17 protein-coding genes and 1 riboswitch are annotated in these 19,803 nt (G+C 72.2%); of the genes, 12 read left to right on the top strand and 5 right to left on the bottom strand.

All coding sequences use genetic code 11. The features are described 5' to 3' along the window. Nucleotides 1-10: 10 nt before the first annotated feature. On the bottom strand, nucleotides 11-853 hold the full coding sequence (locus R9X44_RS09425; protein WP_319813643.1) for a polysaccharide deacetylase family protein: 843 nt from the start codon (nucleotides 851-853) through the stop codon (nucleotides 11-13). 132 nt (nucleotides 854-985) lie between these two features. On the opposite strand from R9X44_RS09425, the gene sulP reads away from it, so the two are divergent. Next, nucleotides 986-2,638 (top strand): sulfate permease, encoded by a 1,653-nt coding sequence (sulP, locus tag R9X44_RS09420; RefSeq protein ID WP_319813642.1) that lies wholly within the window; start codon nucleotides 986-988, stop codon nucleotides 2,636-2,638. Between the two features lie 3 nt (nucleotides 2,639-2,641). Here the strand turns inward: sulP and ppk2 are convergent, their stop codons facing one another. Then, nucleotides 2,642-3,433, bottom strand: a complete 792-nt coding sequence (ppk2, locus tag R9X44_RS09415; RefSeq protein WP_319813641.1) for a polyphosphate kinase 2 — start codon at nucleotides 3,431-3,433, stop codon at nucleotides 2,642-2,644. A gap of 147 nt (nucleotides 3,434-3,580) precedes the next feature. Between ppk2 and R9X44_RS09410 the strand changes: the two genes are divergently transcribed. The 7 genes from R9X44_RS09410 (at nucleotide 3,581) to R9X44_RS09380 (ending at nucleotide 10,130) form a co-directional block, all read left to right on the top strand. After that, nucleotides 3,581-4,060 carry a hypothetical protein gene (locus R9X44_RS09410; protein WP_319813640.1) on the top strand — a complete coding sequence of 160 codons (480 nt, stop codon included), beginning with the start codon at nucleotides 3,581-3,583 and terminating at the stop codon, nucleotides 4,058-4,060. Between the two features lie 148 nt (nucleotides 4,061-4,208). Beyond that, nucleotides 4,209-4,817 (top strand): CDP-alcohol phosphatidyltransferase family protein, encoded by a 609-nt coding sequence (locus tag R9X44_RS09405; protein WP_319813639.1) that lies wholly within the window; start codon nucleotides 4,209-4,211, stop codon nucleotides 4,815-4,817. Next, a complete protein-coding gene (locus R9X44_RS09400; RefSeq protein ID WP_319813638.1) occupies nucleotides 4,814-7,312 on the top strand; it encodes a mannose-1-phosphate guanyltransferase in 2,499 nt (832 codons plus the stop codon). The genes R9X44_RS09405 and R9X44_RS09400 overlap by 4 nt, the downstream gene beginning before the upstream one ends. 212 nt (nucleotides 7,313-7,524) lie before the next feature. Continuing rightward, on the top strand, nucleotides 7,525-8,058 hold the full coding sequence (locus R9X44_RS09395) for an FHA domain-containing protein (protein WP_319813637.1): 534 nt from the start codon (nucleotides 7,525-7,527) through the stop codon (nucleotides 8,056-8,058). Further along, nucleotides 8,055-8,717 carry a MerR family transcriptional regulator gene (locus tag R9X44_RS09390; protein WP_319813636.1) on the top strand — a complete coding sequence of 221 codons (663 nt, stop codon included), beginning with the start codon at nucleotides 8,055-8,057 and terminating at the stop codon, nucleotides 8,715-8,717. Before R9X44_RS09395 ends, R9X44_RS09390 begins: the two co-directional genes overlap by 4 nt. A 75-nt stretch (nucleotides 8,718-8,792) precedes the next feature. Beyond that, nucleotides 8,793-9,269, top strand: coding sequence for a bifunctional nuclease family protein (locus R9X44_RS09385; protein WP_319813635.1), 477 nt, complete (start codon nucleotides 8,793-8,795; stop codon nucleotides 9,267-9,269). 294 nt (nucleotides 9,270-9,563) lie between these two features. Beyond that, nucleotides 9,564-10,130 (top strand): MerR family transcriptional regulator, encoded by a 567-nt coding sequence (locus R9X44_RS09380; RefSeq protein ID WP_413774934.1) that lies wholly within the window; start codon nucleotides 9,564-9,566, stop codon nucleotides 10,128-10,130. Between the two features lie 75 nt (nucleotides 10,131-10,205). Here the strand turns inward: R9X44_RS09380 and R9X44_RS09375 are convergent, their stop codons facing one another. Then, nucleotides 10,206-12,551, bottom strand: a complete 2,346-nt coding sequence (locus tag R9X44_RS09375; protein WP_319813634.1) for a flippase-like domain-containing protein — start codon at nucleotides 12,549-12,551, stop codon at nucleotides 10,206-10,208. Nucleotides 12,552-12,801: 250 nt separating this feature from the next. After that, nucleotides 12,802-12,897: riboswitch (glycine riboswitch) on the top strand. Between the two features lie 169 nt (nucleotides 12,898-13,066). Between R9X44_RS09375 and gcvP the strand changes: the two genes are divergently transcribed. The 3 genes from gcvP to R9X44_RS09360 all read left to right on the top strand — a co-directional run bounded on the left by gcvP (nucleotide 13,067) and on the right by R9X44_RS09360 (nucleotide 17,762). After that, nucleotides 13,067-15,931, top strand: coding sequence for an aminomethyl-transferring glycine dehydrogenase (gene gcvP / locus R9X44_RS09370; RefSeq protein WP_319813633.1), 2,865 nt, complete (start codon nucleotides 13,067-13,069; stop codon nucleotides 15,929-15,931). A 414-nt stretch (nucleotides 15,932-16,345) separates the two neighbouring features. Further along, complete coding sequence (locus R9X44_RS09365; protein WP_319813632.1) at nucleotides 16,346-17,107, top strand: tetratricopeptide repeat protein; 762 nt, start codon at nucleotides 16,346-16,348, stop codon at nucleotides 17,105-17,107. Nucleotides 17,108-17,165: 58 nt separating this feature from the next. Then, nucleotides 17,166-17,762, top strand: coding sequence for an alpha/beta family hydrolase (locus R9X44_RS09360; protein ID WP_413774927.1), 597 nt, complete (start codon nucleotides 17,166-17,168; stop codon nucleotides 17,760-17,762). Between the two features lie 86 nt (nucleotides 17,763-17,848). Here the strand turns inward: R9X44_RS09360 and R9X44_RS09355 are convergent, their stop codons facing one another. Both R9X44_RS09355 and R9X44_RS09350 read right to left on the bottom strand, forming a co-directional pair. Beyond that, nucleotides 17,849-18,052: a DUF5999 family protein gene (locus R9X44_RS09355; protein ID WP_319814217.1), complete on the bottom strand. Its 204-nt coding sequence runs from the start codon at nucleotides 18,050-18,052 to the stop codon at nucleotides 17,849-17,851. 289 nt (nucleotides 18,053-18,341) lie between these two features. Further along, the gene (locus tag R9X44_RS09350) at nucleotides 18,342-18,968 is read right to left on the bottom strand and encodes a TetR/AcrR family transcriptional regulator (RefSeq protein ID WP_319813631.1); all 627 of its coding nucleotides are present in this window, start codon (nucleotides 18,966-18,968) and stop codon (nucleotides 18,342-18,344) included. A gap of 95 nt (nucleotides 18,969-19,063) precedes the next feature. Here R9X44_RS09350 and R9X44_RS09345 point away from each other — a divergent pair, with 95 nt between their 5' ends. After that, on the top strand, nucleotides 19,064-19,783 hold the full coding sequence (locus R9X44_RS09345; protein ID WP_319813630.1) for a DUF4097 family beta strand repeat-containing protein: 720 nt from the start codon (nucleotides 19,064-19,066) through the stop codon (nucleotides 19,781-19,783). Nucleotides 19,784-19,803 lie beyond the last annotated feature (20 nt).

The following is a 19,803-nucleotide window of genomic DNA, read 5'->3' as shown; positions in this document are numbered from 1 at the left end:
CGCGCCGAGATCACAGCAGGCCCCGGTACTGCACGCCGGGCGTCACCACCACCGGGGCGAGCAGTTCGGAGACCGTCGCGAAGACATAGCCGCGCTTCTTCAGCTCCTTGACGATCCGGGGGACCGCCTTCACGCTCTCCCGCTTGATGTCGTGCAGCAGGACGATTTCGCCCGGCTGCACCTGCTTGAGCACCTTCGCGGCGACCGCGTCGCGGCCCATCCCGCGCCAGTCCTGCGGGTCGATCGTCCAGGTGACCTCGGGCAGCCCGAGGCCCTCGAGCTCCTTGGCGACCTTCCGGTCGCTCGCCCCGTACGGCGGACGCATCAGCGCGGGCCGTACCCCGGCGACCTTCCGCACGAGGTCGGCGGTCCTGGTGAGCTGCGACCTGACGCCCGCCGCGTCAAGGCCGGTGAGGTCGCGGTGGTCCCAGGTGTGGTTGCCGATCTGGTGGCCGGCCGCGACCGTCGCGCGCAGCACGTCGGGATGCTCGGCGACCTTCTCGCCGAGCACGAAGAACGTCGCCCGCACCTTCTCGGCCGCGAGCGTCTTCAGCAGCTCGGCCGTGTACGGGCCAGGGCCGTCGTCGAACGTCAGCGCGACGCACTTGGCCACCGCGCAGTCGTGCGGGTAGGCGTCGACGGGCAGGCCACGGCGCGCCTCGGCGTCGGCGGCGATCACCGGCACCCACGGCCGCCCCTTGACGCCCGGCGGCGGGCCCTCCGGCAGCAGGTGGACGTCGCCGACGACGGCGACGACGCCGAGCCCCGCCATCCCGATGGCCAGGCCCGACCCGACCGCGAGCACCGTGACCAGCGCGAGCGCGGCCATCAGCGCCACCGCGAGCTTCCTCATCGACCGTCCCCCGAGCGCCCTCATGAAGATCGTTTGCACCCGGACACTGCCCGATGGCCGCCCCGGAAAACCAGGCGGCGCGCGCTCGACGGCCGGGTGTCCGCAAAGCCGGGAAACTGGGATGATCGGCTGATGTCGCAGTGGTGGCGGGGGTACCGCCGGAATTGGCTGCGGGGGGACGCCGCGGCCGGGGTGACCGTCGCCGCCTACCTCGTTCCGCAGGTGATGGCGTACGCCGCGGTCGCCGGGCTGCCGCCCGTCGCGGGCCTGTGGGCGATGCTGCCCGCGCTCGTCGCCTACGCGCTGTTCGGGTCGTCGGAGCGGCTGTCGGTCGGCCCCGAGGCCACGACCGCGCTCATGACCGCCGTCGTCATCGGCCCGCTCGCCGACGGCGACCCCGCGCGCTACGCGGCGCTCGCGGCCGGGCTCGCGTTCTTCACCGGCCTCCTCGCGTTCGGCGCGCGGCTGCTGCGGCTCGGGTTCGTCGCCGACCTGCTGTCCCACCCGATCCTCGTCGGCTACCTCGCGGGCGTCGCCGTCGTCATGGTCTGCGGCCAGCTGTCCCGCGTCACCGGCGTGCCCGTCGAGGGGCGCGGCGTCGTCGCCGAGGTCGCCTCCTTCGCCGAGAACATCGCGCAGGTCCACGCGGGCACGCTCGCGCTGTCCCTCACCTGCCTGGCGTTCCTGTTCGCGGCGCAGCGGTGGCTGCCGCGCTGGCCCGGCCCGCTGCTCGTGGTCCTGCTCGCCACCTGCGCCGTCGCCGTCTTCGCCCTCGACGGCCGGGGCATCGACGTGGTCGGCGCGGTCCCGGCCGGGCTGCCCGCGCCCGCCCTGCCCGACCTCTCCGACGCCGCGGTGCTGCTGCCCGCCGCGCTCGGCGTCCTGCTCGTGTCGTTCACCGACACCATGCTCACCGCGCGCGCCTTCGAGACGCGCGAGGGCGCGCGCGCCGACGGCAACGCGGAACTCGTCGCGCTCGGCGCGGCCAACGTCGGCGCTGGGCTGTTCCAGGGCTTCCCGGTGAGCAGCAGCGGCAGCCGCACCGCGCTCGCGGCCGCCGCCGGGGCGCGCACCCAGGCGTTCTCGGTGGTCGCGCTCGGCTGCGTCGTCGCCGTCCTGCTCGTGCTGAGCCCGCTGCTCGCGGCGTTCCCGAGCGCCGCGCTCGGCGCGCTCGTCGTCTACGCGGCCGTCCGGCTCGTGGACCTCGCCGGGTTCCGCAAGCTCGCGGAGTTCCGGCGCAGCGAACTCGTCCTCGCGCTCTCAGCTGTCGCGGGCGTGCTCTTCCTCGACGTGCTCTACGGCATCCTCTTCGCGATCGGCCTGTCGGTCCTCGACCTGCTGCGCCGCGTCGCGCGGCCGCGTGACGCCGTCCTCGGGCTCGTCCCCGGGCTCGCCGGGATGCACGACGTGGACGACTACCCCGAGGCCGCGACGGTCCCCGGCCTCGTCGTCTACCGGTACGACTCGCCGCTGTTCTTCGCCAACGCCGAGGACTTCCGCCGCCGCGCGCTGGCCGCCGCCGAAGCGCCCGAGGAGCCGCCGGAATGGTTCCTGCTCAACGCCGAGGCGATCATCGAGGTCGACAGCACCGCGCTGACCGCGCTCGGCGAGCTCAACGCCGAGCTCGGGCGGCGCGGGATCGCCCTCGCGCTCGCCCACGTCAAACAGGACCTCCTGGCCGACCTGCGCGGGTTCGGCCTGCTGGCGGACATCCCCGAGGAGCGGATCTTCCCGACCCTGCCGACGGCCGTCGCCGCCTTCACCCTCCGCAAGCAGAGCGCCTGACGGCTAGGCCATCTTGCCCGTGACGTCCGGAATCACCGTGGTCTCCCGGGGCGGCCGGACGTACCCGCTCGGCGCGGGCCGCTTGGGCAGCTCGAGGGTGGGCTGCGGCACCTCGTAGTAGGGGATCGTGGACAGCAGATGCGCGATCATGTTGATCCGCGCCCGCCGCTTGTCATCGCTCTCCACCTCGAACCAGGGCGCCTCGGGAATGTCGGTGTAGACCATCATCTGGTCCTTGGCCTGGGAGTAGTCCTCCCACCTGGTGATCGACTCGAGGTCCATCGGCGACAGCTTCCAGCGCCGCATCGGGTCGTCGAGCCGCTTCTCGAACCGCTTCTGCTGCTCGGCGTCGCTCACCGAGAACCAGTACTTGCGCAGCAGGATTCCGTCCTCGACCAGCAGCCGCTCGAAGATCGGGCACTGGTGCAGGAACCGCGAGTACTCCTCGTGCGTGCAGAACCCCATGACGTGCTCGACGCCCGCCCGGTTGTACCAGCTCCGGTCGAACAGGACGATCTCCCCGGCGGCGGGCAGCTCGGCCGCGTAACGCTGGAAGTACCACTCGGTCCGCTGCCGGTCGGTCGGCTTCGGCAGCGCCGCGATCCGCGCGACGCGCGGGCTCAGGTACTCCGTGACGCGTTTGATCGCGCCGCCCTTGCCCGCGGCGTCACGGCCCTCGAAGACGACGACGACACGCTGCCCCTCGGCCTTCACCCACTCCTGGAGCTTCACCAGCTCGGCCTGGAGCCGGAGGATCTCGCGTTCGTAGGTCTCGCGCTGGAGCTTCTTCGCCATGATCCTCACACTATCCGGGCGGACGCCGATGAAACGGGCGTGCGGCAGCCCGTTTCCCGGGGCCTTTGTGGCGCTTTGGTGGATCATCGCGCCACATTTGGTGTTCGCCTGACTACGCTTTGCTGAACGGCGGTCGGGGGGAGGACCATGCGCGGCATACGGTTGGCGGGGAGCCTCGCCGCCCTCGCCGGGGGCCTCGAGGTGCTCATCTACTGCATCGGCTTCGTCGTCGTGCCCATGGAGGAGGTCACCCGCCAGCCGATCCCGGGCTACGGCCTCGACCTCGGGTCCGCCGTGCTCGCCTACCTCCTGCTGATCACCTGGGGCACGCTCAACGCCGCGGTCCTCGTCCTGGCCGCCGCGCGCGGCCTCCTGGTGCACCGCGACCTCGAACGGTGGCGGCACGCCCAACGGCGCGTCCTACAGGCGTGCGCGGGCGGGTTCGTCATCTGCGTCCTCGCGGCCATCGCCGCCTACACGGACTCGACGGCGATCCCCGGCGACGCCGTCAGGCCGTCGCTCATCCACTTCCTCGTCTACTGCGCGGTCGCCCTCGTCGTCGTCCTGTGCCTGCTGCCCAACGGCGGCGTCCGCGACCTCGCCGCCCCGCGCGGCGGCCGCCCCTGACCCGTCCCGCGCGCCCTTTCCGACAGACGGTTTGACGGCCCGGTGAATGTGAAGTGCGTCATACCTGCCATCATCGGCACGCTGGAGCGATCCAGTCAGGGGGCCGCGATCAACCGCCCGGTAAGGTCGGTTCAGGAGGTGGGACGTCTTGGTAGAGACGAGGGACCGGATTCTCACGGTGCCGAACGCGCTGAGTCTCACCCGCCTTCTCGGAGTTCCGCTCTTCTTCTGGCTCGTCCTCGCAGAGCACGACGGGTGGGCCATCGGCCTGCTCGTGCTGGCGGGCCTCTCGGACTGGGCGGACGGCAAACTCGCCAGGGCACTCAACCAGACGAGCCGGATCGGGACCCTGCTCGACCCCGCCGCCGACCGGCTCTACATCCTCGCCACGCTCGTCGGCCTCACCGTCCGGGAGATCATCCCCTGGTGGCTGACCGCCGGGCTCGCCGCACGTGAGGTCTACATGGCCCTCGTCCTCGCCGTCGTCAAACGGCACGGCTGGACGGGCCTGCCGGTGCACCTCGTCGGCAAGGCCGCGACCATGTGCCTCCTGTACGCCTTCCCCCTGCTCCTGTGGGGGGCCCATGACGGATCCGCCGCGTCCGCCGCCCGCGTCGTCGGGTGGGCGTTCGCCCTCTGGGGCACCGCCCTGTACTGGTGGGCCGCGGTCCTCTACACCCGACAGGCACGACAACTCATCCGAGCGCTGCCCCCCCGAGCGGGCGCCGAGAACGAGGGAGTCGCACCAGCGCCATGAAGGCCGTAGTGATGGCCGGAGGCGAGGGGACGCGTCTGCGTCCCATGACCGCCAACCAGCCCAAGCCTCTGCTGCCCGTCATCAACCGACCGATCATGGAGCACGTGCTCCGGCTGCTCAAGAGACACGGCTTCACCGAGACGGTCGTCACCGTCCAGTTCCTCGCCGCGCTGATCCGCAACTACTTCGGCGACGGTGAAGAACTTGGCATGAGCCTCCAGTACGCGACCGAGGAGGTGCCGCTGGGCACCGCCGGGAGCGTCAAGAACGCCGAGGACGCCCTCAAGGACGACCGCTTCCTGGTCATCTCCGGCGACGCCCTCACCGACATCGACCTCACCGACATGGTGAAGTTCCACAAGGAGAACGGCGCGCTGGTGACCATCGGGCTCAAGCGGGTGCCCAACCCGCTGGAGTTCGGCATCATCATCGTGGACGACGAGGGCCGCATCCAGCGGTTCCTGGAGAAGCCCACGTGGGGCCAGGTGTTCTCCGACACCGTCAACACCGGCATCTACGTCATGGAACCCGAGGTCCTGGAACGCGTCGCCCCCGGCGAGAGCGTCGACTGGTCCTCCGACGTGTTCCCCCAGCTCCTCGCCGAAGGCGCGCCCCTGTTCGGGTACGTCGCCGACTGCTACTGGGAGGACGTCGGCACCCACGAGAGCTACCTCAAGGCCCAGGCCGACATGCTCTCGGGCAAGGTCGACGTCGAGATCCCCGGCTTCGAGGTGTCTCCCGGCGTCTGGGTCGCCGAAGGCGCGGAGGTCGATCCCGGCGCGATCCTCAAGGGCCCCCTGTACGTCGGGGACTACGCCAAGGTCGAGGCGGGCGCGGAGCTGCGCGAGTACACCGTGCTCGGCAGCAACGTCGTGGTCAAGGAGGGCGCGTTCCTGCACCGCGCCGTCGTCCACGACAACGTGTTCGTCGGCCCGTCCACGAACCTGCGCGGCTGCGTCATCGGCAAGAACACCGACGTCATGGCCGGGGCGCGGGTCGAGGAGAACGGGATCGTCGGCGACGAGTGCGTCATCGAGTCCGAGGCTTATCTCGCGCACGGCGTGAAGGTCTACCCGTTCAAGACCGTCGAGGCGGGGGCCGTGGTGAACACCTCGGTCATCTGGGAGTCGCGCGGCCAGCGCAACCTGTTCGGGCCGCGCGGCGTCTCCGGCCTCATCAACGTCGAGATCACGCCCGAGCTCGCCGTCCGCCTCACCAGCGCCTACGCCACGACCCTCAAGAAGGGCGCCACGGTCATCACCGCGCGTGACGCCTCACGTGCCGCGCGGACCCTGAAGCGGGCCGTCATCGCCGCGCTGACGGCCGGCGCGATCAACGTCGAGGACCTCGAGGCGTGCGCGCTGCCCCTCGCCCGCTTCGAGACCGCGCGCGAGGACTGCGCGGGCGGCATCGTCATCCGCACCACGCCCGGCGACCCGCAGAGCGTGGACATCCTGTTCCTTGACGACACCGGCGCCGACCTGTCCCAGGGCGCGCAGCGCAAGCTCGAGCGCGTCTTCGGCCGCCAGGAGTTCCGCCGCGCCTTCCCCGGCGAGATCGCCGAGCTCAGCTACCCGACCCGCACAGTCGAGAGCTACAGCCGCGACCTCGTCCGCCAGATGGACATGGCGGGCATCGACGAGGCGGGGCTCAAGATCGTCGTGGACTGCGCGGGCGGCGTCACCTCCAACGTCCTGCCGATCCTGCTCACCAAGGTCGGCGTCGACGTCCTCACCCTCAACAACCGCCTTGACGAGGTCCACCCGACCGAGACCCCGCAGACCCGCGAGAAGGGCCTCGCGGCGATGGGCGCGATCGTGTCGTCGTCGGGGGCGGCGTTCGGCGTCAGGTTCGACCCCGTCGGCGAACGGATCTCCCTGGTGGACGAGAAGGGCGACCCGATCTCCGACGACCGCGCCCTGCTCGTCCTGCTCGACCTCGTGGCGGCCGAGCGGCGCGGCGGGGTCGTCGCCCTGCCCGTCACCACCACGCGGGTCGCCGAACGCGTCTGCCAGGCGCACGGCGTCGCGGTGCGGTGGACCTCCACCCACCAGGACGTCCTCACCAAGGCCGCCGCCGACCCCGAGGTGATCTTCGCGGGCGACGGCCGCGGCGGGTTCGTCTTCCCCGAGTTCAGCCACACCGTCGACGGCGTCGCGGCGTTCGTCAGGCTCGTCGGGCTCGTCGCGCGCACCCGCATGACGCTGTCCCAGATAGACGAGCGCATCCCCGACGCGCACCTGCTGCGCGCCTCGGTGCCCACCCCATGGGCCGCCAAGGGCAGCGTCATGCGCCACGTCGTGGAGGCCGCGGGCGACCGCACGGTGGACACCACCGACGGCGTGCGCGTGGTCGAGAAGGACGGCAGGTGGGCGCTCGTGCTGCCCGACCCGGCAGAAGCCGTCACCCATCTGTGGGCCGAAGGACCCGACGACGCCGCCGCGCGCGACCTCCTCCAGGAGTGGGTCGCGGTCGTGGAGGCCGCCGGAACCTGAAATTCGCGCCCCCGGGACCGGTAATTCGATCACCGGGGGCTCCGCGACCGCCGTCCGCGCGGTACGGTCTTCCTGACAGGCTTTTCCGGAGGGGCCCTACCGCGCGGCGGCGTAGACCGCCGATCATGGCGGCGGGTAGCGTTCGCCGGTAAGTGTTCTTGGTAAGGCGGTGTCCAGGGGGACCCGCCGCGGGTAGGAGGCCGAGCCGATAGATGCCGAGCGTCTACTGCACCCAGTGCGGTCACGCCAATCCCGATGGCGCCCGCTTCTGCTCCAACTGCGGCACCCCGCTGGTGCGCAGCGTGCACCCGGCTCCGGAGACCCCCGGCGAGTCGACCTCGACGATCTCGATCAGCGGGCTGACCGACGGGCTTGAGATCCCCGAGGCCCCTGCCAGCGAGGAAAGCGGCTCCGACCAGCTCAACGTCGACGCCCTGCCCTTCGGCACGGCGCTGCTCGTGGTGCGGCGCGGCCCGAACGCCGGCAGCCGCTTCCTGCTGGACAAGGAGCGCACCTCAGCCGGACGCCACCCCGAGAGCGACATCTTCCTTGACGACGTGACGGTCTCGCGCCGCCACGCGGAGTTCAGCCGGCACGGCGGGGGCTTCTCCGTCCGCGACGTCGGCAGCCTGAACGGCACGTACGTCAACCGCGAGCGGATCGACAGCGTGGCGCTGCACGGCGGGGACGAGGTGCAGATCGGCAAGTTCCGGCTCGTGTTCCTCACCAACCCCCAGCACGGGTGAGCAGCAGCGCCGCCAGGGCGTACATGACCATCGGGGACGTCCTGGCGCGCCTTCAGGGCGAGTTCCCCGACATCACCCCCTCGAAGATCCGCTTTCTGGAGTCCGAGGGGCTGATCGAGCCGGACCGGACCCCCGCGGGGTACCGCAAGTTCACCCACGCCGACGTGGAGCGGCTGCGGTTCATCCTCGCCGCCCAGCGCGACAGTTATCTGCCGCTGCGGGTGATCAAGGAGCAGCTGGAGTCACGGCCGCCGCGCACGCTCGTGGCGGCCGACTCCCAGCCGTCGGCCGAGGTCGCGCTGACCCGCCGCCAGCTGCTCGACGCCGCGGGGATCACCGAGGCCCTGCTGGAGGAGCTCGAGGCTTACGGGCTGATCCGGCGCGCGGGCGGCCACTTCGGCTCCGAGGCGCTGCTGGTGGCCCGTACCGCGGCCCGGCTCGCGCCCTTCGGTCTTGAGGCAAGGCACCTGCGGGTGATCAAGGCGGCCGCCGAACGCGAGCTCGACCTCGTCGAGCAGATGATCGCCCCGCTGCTGAAACGCCGTGCGCCGGGCGCGCACGAGGAGGCGGGCAGGACCGCCGACGAGCTGTCCGCGCTCGTGCTCGAGCTGCACACCGCCCTCGTCACCGCGGGCCTGCGCGACAGCCTCGGCAGGTGACGGCGGGCCGGAGCCGCTGACGCGGTTCCGGAAGGTGTAGTTTGTGACTAGGACCGCCTGACGCAGGGAGCCGCCGTGAAGCAGATGGAGGTCGTCGGCGTACGGGTCGAAGTGCCCACCAACCAGCCGATCGTTCTGCTCAAGGAGGTCGGCGGGGACCGCTACCTCCCCATCTGGATCGGGGCTGTGGAGGCCACCGCCATCGCCGTCGCGCAGGCCGAGGGTCAGCCGCCGCCCCGGCCGCTCACGCACGACCTGTTCAAGAACGTGATCGAGGCGCTGGGCGTCGCCCTGACCACGGTCAACATCACTGCCCTGCGGGACGGGATCTTCTTCGCCGACCTCGTGTTCTCCAACGGCACCGAGGTCAGCGCCCGTCCGTCCGACTCCATCGCGCTCGCGCTGCGCACCGGATCGGCGATCTTCGCCAGCGAGGACGTGCTGGAGAGCGCGGGTGTGTCCATGCCCGACGAGCAGGAGGACGAGGTGGAGAAGTTCCGGGAGTTCCTGGACAACATCTCTCCCGAGGACTTCGAGAAGGGCGACGCCTAGGCGCCGCCCGAGCTCCGTGACCTTTCACCGGACGTGACAGGAGTCATGGCCGTTTCCCACACCCGCGCGCGAGGGTAGGGGAGGAGAGGGAGCGGAGACCGAGCCGTTTGTGCACGTGAAGGCGATACATCCGCCTTGCGACGCGCCGACGGCGAACGTTGACCATGCCCTGACCGGCACCTACCGTGCTGGTGGAGCACCCTTGGTGAATTTCCGGCAAACCCCCTTGCCGGGACTACCGAGGGATGACAGAAGCCGGAGGTCCGCGTGGCGGTGAGCAGCGGCGAGGACAAGGTGGACCGCGAACGTCAGCTCGCCTCCCGGGAGGCCGGGGAGCAGGGTTTGCTGTTCGATGGAGGCGCACCGATGCCTTCCCGGCTCTCCGACGACGTGGGTTTCCGCGGCCCCGCGGCCTGCGCGGCGGCCGGGATCACCTACCGCCAGCTCGACTACTGGGCCCGCACCGGCCTTGTCGAGCCGAGCGTTCGGCCCGCGCACGGCTCGGGCAGCCAGCGGCTGTACGGCTTCCGCGACATCCTCGTGCTGAAGGTCGTCAAGCGGCTCCTGGACACCGGTGTGTCACTCCAGCAGATCCGCGCGGCCGTCGGCCACCTGCGCGATCGCGGGGTCGAGCACCTCGCCCAGATCACGCTCATGAGCGACGGCGTCAGCGTGTACGAGTGCACGAGCCCGGACGAGGTCGTGGATCTGCTCCAGGGCGGCCAGGGCGTCTTCGGGATCGCGCTCGGCAGGGTCTGGCAGGAGGTCGAGGGCAGCCTCGCCGCGCTGCCCGCCGAGAACGCGGCCCCCGGATCGGCGGCCGACGAGCTGTCTCGGCGCAGGGCCCGCAAGACCGGCTGAGCACCCACCGGGCACACCCACGGGCCACCCACCGGGCACACCCACCGGGCAAGGCCCTGAGCGGCCGTCTGGCGGCTACAGCGAGTCGTTGCGTTGCAGGTGGTGGAAGGCGGCCCAGCCGGGCAGCACGGGCAGCCAGAACGTCAGCAGCCGGTACAGCAGCACCGCCGAGGTCGCGGTCTCCACCGGAAGGCCGGCGACCGTCAGACCGAAGATCAGGGCGGTCTCGACCGCGCCAAGGCCGCCGGGGGTCGGCGCGGCCGAGCCGAGCGCGTTGCCGGTGAGGAAGACCACCGCGACGGCCGTCCAGCTCAGCGAGCCGCCGAACGCCCTGATCGAGGCGTCGAGGCAGACCACGAACGCGACGGTGAGCAGCAGCGTGCCGCCGAGGGCCGTGGCGACCTTGCCCGGGTCCTGGAGCACGTCGACCAGGCGCGGCACGACCCCGGAGAACATCCGGCGCATCCGGCGCGCGACGAGCCTGCGCACCGGCCCCACGGCCGCGCCGAGGCCGAGGAAGGCCGCGACGGCGAGCAGCACGAGCATCAGAGTCTTGGACGGCGCGAACTCCGCGTCGGGGCGGCTTGAGCCGGTGAGGAAGCCCATCAGCAGCAGCAGCATGATGTGGATCACCAGGCCGACGAGCTGGGACGCCCCGACGCTCGCCACCGCGGGCCCGGGCCGGACGCCCATCTTCTGCAGATACCTGGTGTTGATCGCGATGCCGCTGACGGCGGCGGGCGCGACCAGCTTCACGAACGAGGCGGCGAACTGGACGGCGACGGTCCGCCACAGCGGCAGCCGCTCGGGCACGAACCCCATGACCATCATCGCCGCCGCGACGAACGACACCCCGGCGGCGACGAGCCCGAGCAGCGCCCAGCGCCAGTCGGCCGAGGCGAACAGCTTGCCCAGGTCCTGCCCGCCGAGCTGGGACAGCAGCACGTACGCGGCGATCGCCGCGCCGACGATGCTGAAGATCGTGCGCGGCCGGAACCGCTCGAGCTTGACCTGCTCGACCTCGATCTCCGGGTAGGAGCGCAGGATCTCCTCGCGCAGCGCGGCGAGCAGCTTGCCGTCGCGGCGCAGCGCCGCGCGGGTCTCCCGGGTGAGCGCGACCTTCTGCAGCAGGGGGACGAGGCCGCCCAGCGCGTCGGCCCCGAGCATCGCCGACGCCGTGCGCACCGCGCGCTCGGCCCCGACCCGCAGGCCGAGGGTGGCGAGCAGCTGGGCCTGGTCGATGCGCAGCAGGAGGTCGCCCGCGGCGATCTCGCCGCCGCCCAGCCCGACGAGCCACGGCCGCCCCTCGGTGACGAGGATCGCCGAGCCGTCGAGGCCCCGGTGCGCGACGCGCTGGCGGTGCAGCAGGTTCAGCTGCCGCCAGATGCCCATGAGGAGGTCGTCGGTGAGGCCCTCGTCGGGCAGGTCCGGCAGCGGGACGCCCTCGACGTGCGGGTAGGCGAGCAGGGCGGCTTCGGTGCCCACCTCGGAGGTCGCCACCAGCCTCGGCGTGCGCACGCCCGCCGCCGTCGCCGCGTAGGACAGCAGCGACTCCTGCTCAAGGGACCTGCGCAGTGAGCGGACCGCGCGGCGCGGCTGGTTCGCGCGCAGCCGCAGGCCACGCCAGGCCCGGTAGAACAGGCCGGAGGTCTGCTGGTCGCGGTCGAGGACGTACACGTCGAGGTCGCGGGCCCGGGTGCGGACCAGGTAGCTGCGCCGCGCGGGGGTGCCGTCGTCGGTGCGGGTGAGCTTGAGCGGGTGCAGGCCGAGCCGGTCGAGCGCGGCGAGGACCGCGGTGCCCGGCGGGCGCGGGTTCGGCGTGCCGAGCGCGTAGAGGGTGAGGTAGCCGGCGAGGCGGCCGATCAGGTAGGTCGCGACGAGGCCGAGCGCCGTGGTGTTGCCCGCGACGAGCGAGGCGAGCCCGCCCAGCGCGATCGCGCCCCACATGACGGCCTGCCAGCGGGGACGTCCGGCGAGCCGGATCGCGGTCACATAGGCGATCACCGGCGTCAGGTCGGCGGGGACCGGGGTCTGCCCGGTCTTGGTCCAGCCGAGCGCGTTGGTGATGATCGCGGGGGAGGCGCTCTCGATCCAGGAGTCCAGTGCCACGACCGCGCCGAGCGCGGCGATCGCCGCCGCCAGGCCGACCACGATCCGCATGCCGTCGCGGCGGACCACCCGGTCGGCGGCGAAGACCAGCGGGACGAGCAGGACGCCGAAGCCCGCGGTGAGCCCGGCGAGGGTGAGCAGGAAGTGCGGTGCCTGCTCGGTGCCGCGGGTGACGTCGCTTTCCAGGCCCGTCGTCGTCTGGGTGGCGAAGGAGGGGAGCAGCAGGAGCAGCCCGAGGCCGACGAGGCACGCGACCGCGCGGAAGAGGTCGGCCTGGTTGCGGATACGCGACGGAAAGGGAGGTTCGTCCACCTCTGTACCTTCGGGAAGGCTGAGGGGCGGCTCCAGGGCTGTCGCGCCCTGCGTTCTCACCACGTCGCCACCGTCCTCCCGTTTCCCCGCACCGCCCAAGGTTAGTGGGCCCTCCGTCCACGAGTGATCACACCTTCGGGTGAGTTCGCCCGGCTCGTCGCCGCCGGTTCTCCTACCCGCGCACGCTGATCTTCCGCGCCGGGCCGCCGACGAGGACGAGATCGTGGACAAGGTACACTGGCCGCGCTGTCGACCCCTGGCGGGAGAGACTTCGCGCAAGCCGGCGCGGAGCGCCGAAGGAGCAACGTCCCCGGAACCTCTCAGGCAAACGGACCGTTCGGGTGAGGCGCCTCTGGAAAGCGGGCATGTGCCCCACCGAAGGTGAAAACCGAGCACGAAAGTGTGAGGTGAAACTCTCAGGTTCCAAAACAGAGGGGGAGCGCGGGTCCCGCCGACTCAACTTTTCCAAGGCGTGGCCCGATCACCTCTGTACCGCGCCTTCGGGAGGCCCCGGGATGACCGCCCAGACGAACTTCGCAGACCGCCACATCGGGCCGTCGCCCGCCGACCAGGCCAAGATGCTGGCCGCCGTCGGGTTCGCCGACCTCGGGGCGCTCGCCGACGCCGCCGTCCCGGCCTCGATCCGCACCACGCGCGCGCTCGACCTTCCCGCGCCGCTCGGCGAGACCGAGGCCCTGGCGCGGCTGCGCGAGATCGCGTCGCGCAACCGGGTCCTCACCTCCTACATCGGCCTCGGCTACTACGGGACCACCACCCCCGGCGTCATCCTGCGCAACGTCCTGGAGAACCCGGGCTGGTACACCGCCTACACCCCGTACCAGCCGGAGATCTCCCAGGGACGCCTTGAGGCCCTGCTGAACTTCCAGACCGTGGTGTCCGATCTCACCGGCGTGGCCGTCGCGAACGCGTCGATGCTCGACGAGGGCACCGCGGCCGCCGAGGCGATGGCGCTGGCGCTGCGCGCGACCCGGCGCAAGGAGGCCGGCGCCTTCGTGGTGGACGCCGACGCGCTGCCCCAGACCGTCGAGGTGATCCGGGCGCGGGCACTGCCGCTCGGCATCCCCGTCGTGGCCGCCGACCTTTCCCAGCCGCTGCCCGAGGGCGAGATCTTCGGCGTCCTCGCGCAGTACCCGGGGGCGTCGGGGGAGATCCGCGACCTCGGACCGCTCGCCGAGGCCGTCCATGCGCGCGGCGCGCAGCTCGTCGTGGCCGCCGACCTCCTCGCGCTGACCCTGCTGAAGTCGCCGGGCTCACTCGGCGCGGACATCGTCGTCGGCTCGGCGCAGCGGTTCGGCGTCCCGTTCGGGTTCGGCGGACCGCACGCGGGCTACATGGCGGTCCGCGAGGAGCTCCAGCGGCAGCTGCCGGGACGGCTCGTCGGCGTGTCCGTCGACTCAGGGGGGCGCTCGGCCTACCGGCTCGCGCTCCAGACGCGCGAGCAGCACATCCGGCGCGAGAAGGCCACCTCGAACATCTGCACCGCGCAGGTGCTGCTGGCCGTCATGGCCTCCATGTACGCCGTCTACCACGGGCCCGAGGGGCTTACGGAGATCGCCAAGCGGGTGCACCGGCGTGCGGCGACGTTCGCCGCGTCGATCACCGCGCAGAAGGTCGACGGGTTCGAGGTCGTCACCGGGGACTACTTCGACACCCTCACGATCCGCGTCCCGTCGCCCGCCGACCTCACCGTCGCCGCCGCCAGGCGCGCGGGCTACAACATCCGCCAGGTCGACGCGCACACCATCGCCGTCTCCTTCGACGAGACCACCACCGAGAACGACCTCCAGAACCTGCTCGAGGCGATCGAGCAGCGCGGGTTCCGGCGCGCGGTCGCGCTGGTCGACCCGTCCGGCGACGCGCTGCCCGCGCACCTGCGCCGCGACGACGAGTTCCTCACCCACCCGGTCTTCCACAGCCACCGCTCCGAGACGGCCATGCTGCGCTACCTGCGCCGCCTCCAGGACAAGGACATCGCCCTCGACAGGTCGATGATCCCGCTCGGCTCCTGCACGATGAAGCTGAACGCCACCACGGAGATGGAGCCCATCACCTGGCCGGAGTTCGCGAACCTCCACCCGTTCGCGCCGATCGAGCAGGCCGCCGGGTATGTCGAGCTGATCGGTGAGCTCGAGGAGTGGCTGGCGGAGATCACCGGGTACGCCAAGGTGTCGGTCCAGCCGAACGCGGGGTCGCAGGGCGAGCTGGCCGGGCTGCTCGCGGTCCGGGCCTACCACGCCTCGCGCGGCGAGGGCCACCGGGACGTGTGCCTGATCCCGTCGTCGGCGCATGGGACGAACGCGGCCAGCGCCGTCATGGCGGGGATGCGCGTGGTCGTCGTCAGGTGCGACGACGCGGGCAACGTCGACCTCGACGACCTGCGCGGCAAGCTCGACAAGCACGCCGAGAACCTCTCGGTGATCATGGTGACGTACCCGTCGACGCACGGCGTCTACGAGGAGGGCATCACCGAGATCTGCGCGGCCGTGCACGCCGCGGGGGGCCAGGTCTACGTGGACGGGGCCAACCTGAACGCGCTGGTCGGCCTCGCCCGCCCCGGCGAGTTCGGCGCGGACGTCTCGCACCTGAACCTGCACAAGACCTTCTGCATCCCGCACGGCGGCGGCGGCCCCGGCGTCGGCCCGGTCGCGGTCGGCGCGCACCTCGCGCCGTTCCTGCCCAGCCACCCGCTGCGGCCCGAGGCCGGCCCGGAGACCGGCGTCGGCCCGATCTCGGCGGCCCCGTGGGGGTCGGCGGGCATCCTGCCGATCCCGTGGACCTACATCGCGATGATGGGGCCCGAGGGCCTGCGCCGCGCGACCGAGGTCGCCGTGCTCGCCGCGAACTACGTCGCGCGCCGCCTCGCCCCGCACTACCCGATCCTCTACACCGGCCAGGGCGGGCTCGTCGCGCACGAGTGCATCGCCGACCTGCGCAGGATCACCAAGGAGACGGGCGTCACCGCCGAGGACGTCGCCAAGCGGCTCATCGACTACGGCTTCCACGCGCCGACCCTGTCGTTCCCCGTCGCCGGGACCCTCATGATCGAGCCGACGGAATCCGAGGACCTCGCCGAGCTCGACCGCTTCTGCGACGCGATGATCGCGATCCGCGCCGAGATCGACAAGGTCGGCTCCGGCGAATGGGACGCCGCCGACAACCCGCTGCGCAACGCCCCCCACACCGCCGACACCCTCCTCACCGACGAGTGGAAGCACTCCTACACCCGCGCCGAAGCCGCCTACCCCCTCCCCTCCCTCCGCACCCACAAGTACTGGCCCCCCGTCGGCCGCATCGACCAGGCATACGGCGACCGCAACCTCATCTGCTCCTGCCCACCCCCCGAAGCCTTCGAAGACTGAGTTTTATTGCCGGGTGCGTGCCTCGTCCGCCTGGCGGCTCCCGAGGCGCGCACGCGGCTGGTTCGGGCGCTTCGCGATCCTGGCGCCCCTACAGGCTTTATGGCCGCATGCGCGCCTCGTCCGCCTGGCGGCTCCCGAGGCGCGCATGCGGCTGGTTCGGGCGCTTTGCGATCCTGGCGCCCCTCCCTCCGGCCCTGGGGGCCTACGGGAGGGACACCAGGGCGCCCTCATAAACCCGCGGTGGGCTGGGGTGAAACCCGCCGTGGGGCTGAGGCCGAATTCGCGGTGGGTGGGGCTGAAAGGTGCGGGGGTTGGCGCGGGGGAAAGGCGGGTGTGGAGGGCGTTGAAGCACTAGGGTTTTTGCGTCGATGCCGCGTGAGGAGGCCCGGGTTGAGCTTGGCGCAGGCACATCGCATGGCGGAGACCGGTGATCTGACCGGGGCGGCGACGCTGTTCACCGCGGCGCTCGAGGGGTCTCCCGCCGTCGCCGACCGGGCGCAGGCCGCGCTGGGGCTCGCCGTGGTGCTCGACGACCTCGGCGACACCGAGGGGGCGAGGCGCGCTGACTGGGCGGCGATCGAGACCGGCGACCCGGACTACGCGCCGCGCGCCGCCTACCACCTCGCGCTGTCGCACGAGCGCGCGGGCGATCCCGGCGGCGCGGCCGAGGCGTGGCGGATCGTCGTGGCGTCCGAGCACCCCGCCTACCTGCCCGCCGCGTGCCTCGCGCTCGCGCAGCTCGCCGACGACGCGGGCGACGCCGACACCGCCGTCGGCTGGTGGGAGCGGGTCATCGACACCGGCGACGCCGAATACGCGCCCGTCGCCGCGCACGACCTCGCCCAGCGGCTCCTTGAGGACGGCAAGCCGGCCCGCGCCCAGCGCGTCCTCGCCGACGCCCTGCGCGGCGTCGACCCCGGCGGCTACGCCTACGCCAGGCTCGCCGTCCTCATCGGCCTGACCCACCTAGACCAGGCGATCGGCGCGTTCACCGCCGCCGTCGAGTCCACCGACGCGCCCGACGTCGCGCCGCTGGCCGTCGAGCTCCTCGCCCGCACGCTGCGGCTGCGCGCCCGCGACGCCGAGGCCGACTCCGTCTGGCGCGCGGGCCTCGCCGACCCCGCGCTCGCCGACCAGGTCGCCGCCCGCCTCCAGCGCGACACCCCGCCCGCCTGACCCGCGCGCCCGGCGGGGCGGGGGAGGGGCAGCCCGTTGATCATGGGAGCATGGGCGGGTGCGGATCGAGACAGTGGCGGGCACCGCCGAGATCGCGCTGGAGGGCCCTGAGGACGCCAGGCTGCTCGTGCTGCTGACCCACGGGTCCAACGGGACGGTCGACGCGCCCGACCTCACCGCCGTGCGCGAGGCCGCCCTCGCCCTCGACGCGGCGGTCGCGCGGATCACCCAGCCGTTCCGGCTCGCGGGCAGAAGGGCCCCGGGAAGCCCGGCCAAACAGGACGCCGCGTGGCTTGAGGCGGTGGCCGAGGTCCGTGCGCGGGTCCCGTCGGCCCCGCTCGTCCAGTGCGGCCGCAGCAACGGCGCGCGGGTCGCGTGCCGGACGGCGGCGGAGGCCGGAGCCGTGGGAGTGCTGGCGCTCGCCTTCCCGCTGCATCCGCCCGGTAAGCCGGAAAAGAGCAGGGCCGGGGAACTACGCGAGGCGGGAGTACCCGTGGTGGTCGTCAACGGCGACCGCGACCCGTTCGGCGTGCCCGACCCCGTGGACGCCGCCGAGGTCGTCGTCCTGGCGGGCGAGCGGCACGATCTGAACAGGGACCCCGCCCGGGTGGGCGCGGCCGTCGCTCCGTGGCTCCGGCGCTGGAGGAGCCGATGACGGCCGCTGGCGGGGTCGGAAGGCTGCGCTTCGAGGGACGCTCCCCCCGAAGCCGGTGATCACCCGATAGGACTAGTCCCCTGCGGCTAGGCCGCGGTGGGGGCGTGCAGGTCGGTGGGCCGGTGCGGCGCCACGATCCCCCCGTCGGGCAGCAGCTCACCGGTGTCTTCGAACAGCACGACGCCGTTGCACAGCAGGCTCCACCCCTGTTCTGGGTGGCTGGCCAGGGTCCGCGCGGCGTCGCGGGTCGGTCCGTCGGAAGAGGGACAAGGCGGCTGGTGCGGGCACATCGGCGTGCCTCCGGTTCTCACTCTCGAATGGGTGTGTGTGATCTGTCACGTTGGACGCGTACCAGTCTGCAACGGTTCGCGTTCCCCGGGACATAGCCCAATGGGACTGTTGTGGCATCGACACCTCGACCGTCGCCCCGTCGCGACGGCCCCAGCTGATCGACGTGGCCGAATACTTCCCCCACCTATCCCGGAGGAAACGGGCAGCTCCCCACCGTGGCCAGAAGATCATCCCCTCTTGGCAACACCCAGGCCGAGAACCCCGGCAGCCCATCGCGAACGGGGTCCCTCAGCCATGCGAAGCCGGGGCGAGGAGCGCGGTCAGCACCGCGGCGAACGCCCGCTCGACGACGTCGGCCGTGACGGTCTCGGGATCGGCGAGGTGCTCGTTGACCAGGCCGTTGGTCAGGCAGTGCAAGATCAGCCCGGCGAGCTCCGCGGGAACCGCCGGGCCCGCGCCGGTCCGCTCGGCCACCTCGGCGACGGCCCGGGCCGCGGCGTCGCGCTGCGCGCGGCGCATCGGGGCGAGCACCGCCCTGGTCTGCTCATCACGGGCGGCGCGGGCGGCGAACTCGAGGCCCAGCTGGCCGTGCCCGGTGTCGGTGGCGATCCGGGCGGCCATCAGCCCGGCCACCCGTTCGATCACGGCCCCGGCGTCGTCGGCGCCGTCCATCCCGGCGGTCACGGCGGCCAACTCGTCCTGTGCCCCCTGGCCGAGTACCGCGCCGAACAGCTCATGCTTGCCGCCGAAGTTGGAGTAGACGGCGCCCTTGGTGAATCCGGCGGCGTGGGCGATGTCCTCGATCCGGGCGTCGGCGTAGCCGCGTTCGGTGAACACCCGCACCGCCTCGGCCAACAGCCGCCGCCGCACCTCCGCGCGGGGGACCCGCCTCGACGGTCCTGGGTTGTCGGTCATGGCCCGACCGTAGCATACTCAAAGTATTCAATACTTTCGGTATCGAACGGGGAGCTCCCTTGACCGCCTCACTTCGCAGCCCACTGTCGTCGGCCATGGGAGGTCTGCTTCTGCTCGCGCTCCTCACCGGCTGCGGCGCGTCGGCCGACAGCGCGTCACCCGAGCGGCGTGACTTCGGGGCCGTCGGCGCACGCCTCGCCATCAGCAAGGACCAGGGCGACCTGGACGTCCGGCCCGCCGATGTCGAGAGTGTGCGGGTGACCCGCAGGTTCGACCGGTGGGCGCTGATCGGCGGTGAGCCGACCGCGACCTGGGCGCTCGCCGGCGGCCGGCTCACCCTGGCCACGGACTGCGGCGGGGTGATCGCGGGATGCGCGGTGCGTTACGAGGTCGTGGTCCCGCGCGACGTCGCGGTCGACATCGAGGGGGAGAACGGGACGATCTCGGCCACCGGGTTCAGTGCGGCGCTGCGCGTCCGCAGCAGCAACGGTGCGATCGCGGTCAGCGGCGCGACGGGTCCGCTCGACCTGCGCAGCGAGAACGGTGAGCTGCGCTCCGCCGAGACCGGGTCGGCCCAGGTCTCGGCGACCTCCCAGAGCGGGGACGTCGATCTGGCGTTCACCGCGGTGCCGCGACAGGTCGCCGTGACCACGGAGAACGGCGAGGTGAGGGTGACGGTCCCGCGCGCCGCCTACGACGTCACCACCACGACCGACAGCGGGGACGTCAGCACCGACCTCGCCGCGGACGCCTCCGCGCCGCGCTCGATCACCGCCCGCACCGGCAGCGGAGCGATCACCTTGACGGGCCGCTGACGACGGCGGCCCCGACCACC

It is taken from the genome of Actinocorallia sp. A-T 12471 (assembly GCF_033875155.1).
Lineage (GTDB): Bacteria > Actinomycetota > Actinomycetes > Streptosporangiales > Streptosporangiaceae > Actinocorallia.
This window is presented reverse-complemented; position numbering and strand designations above follow the sequence as displayed.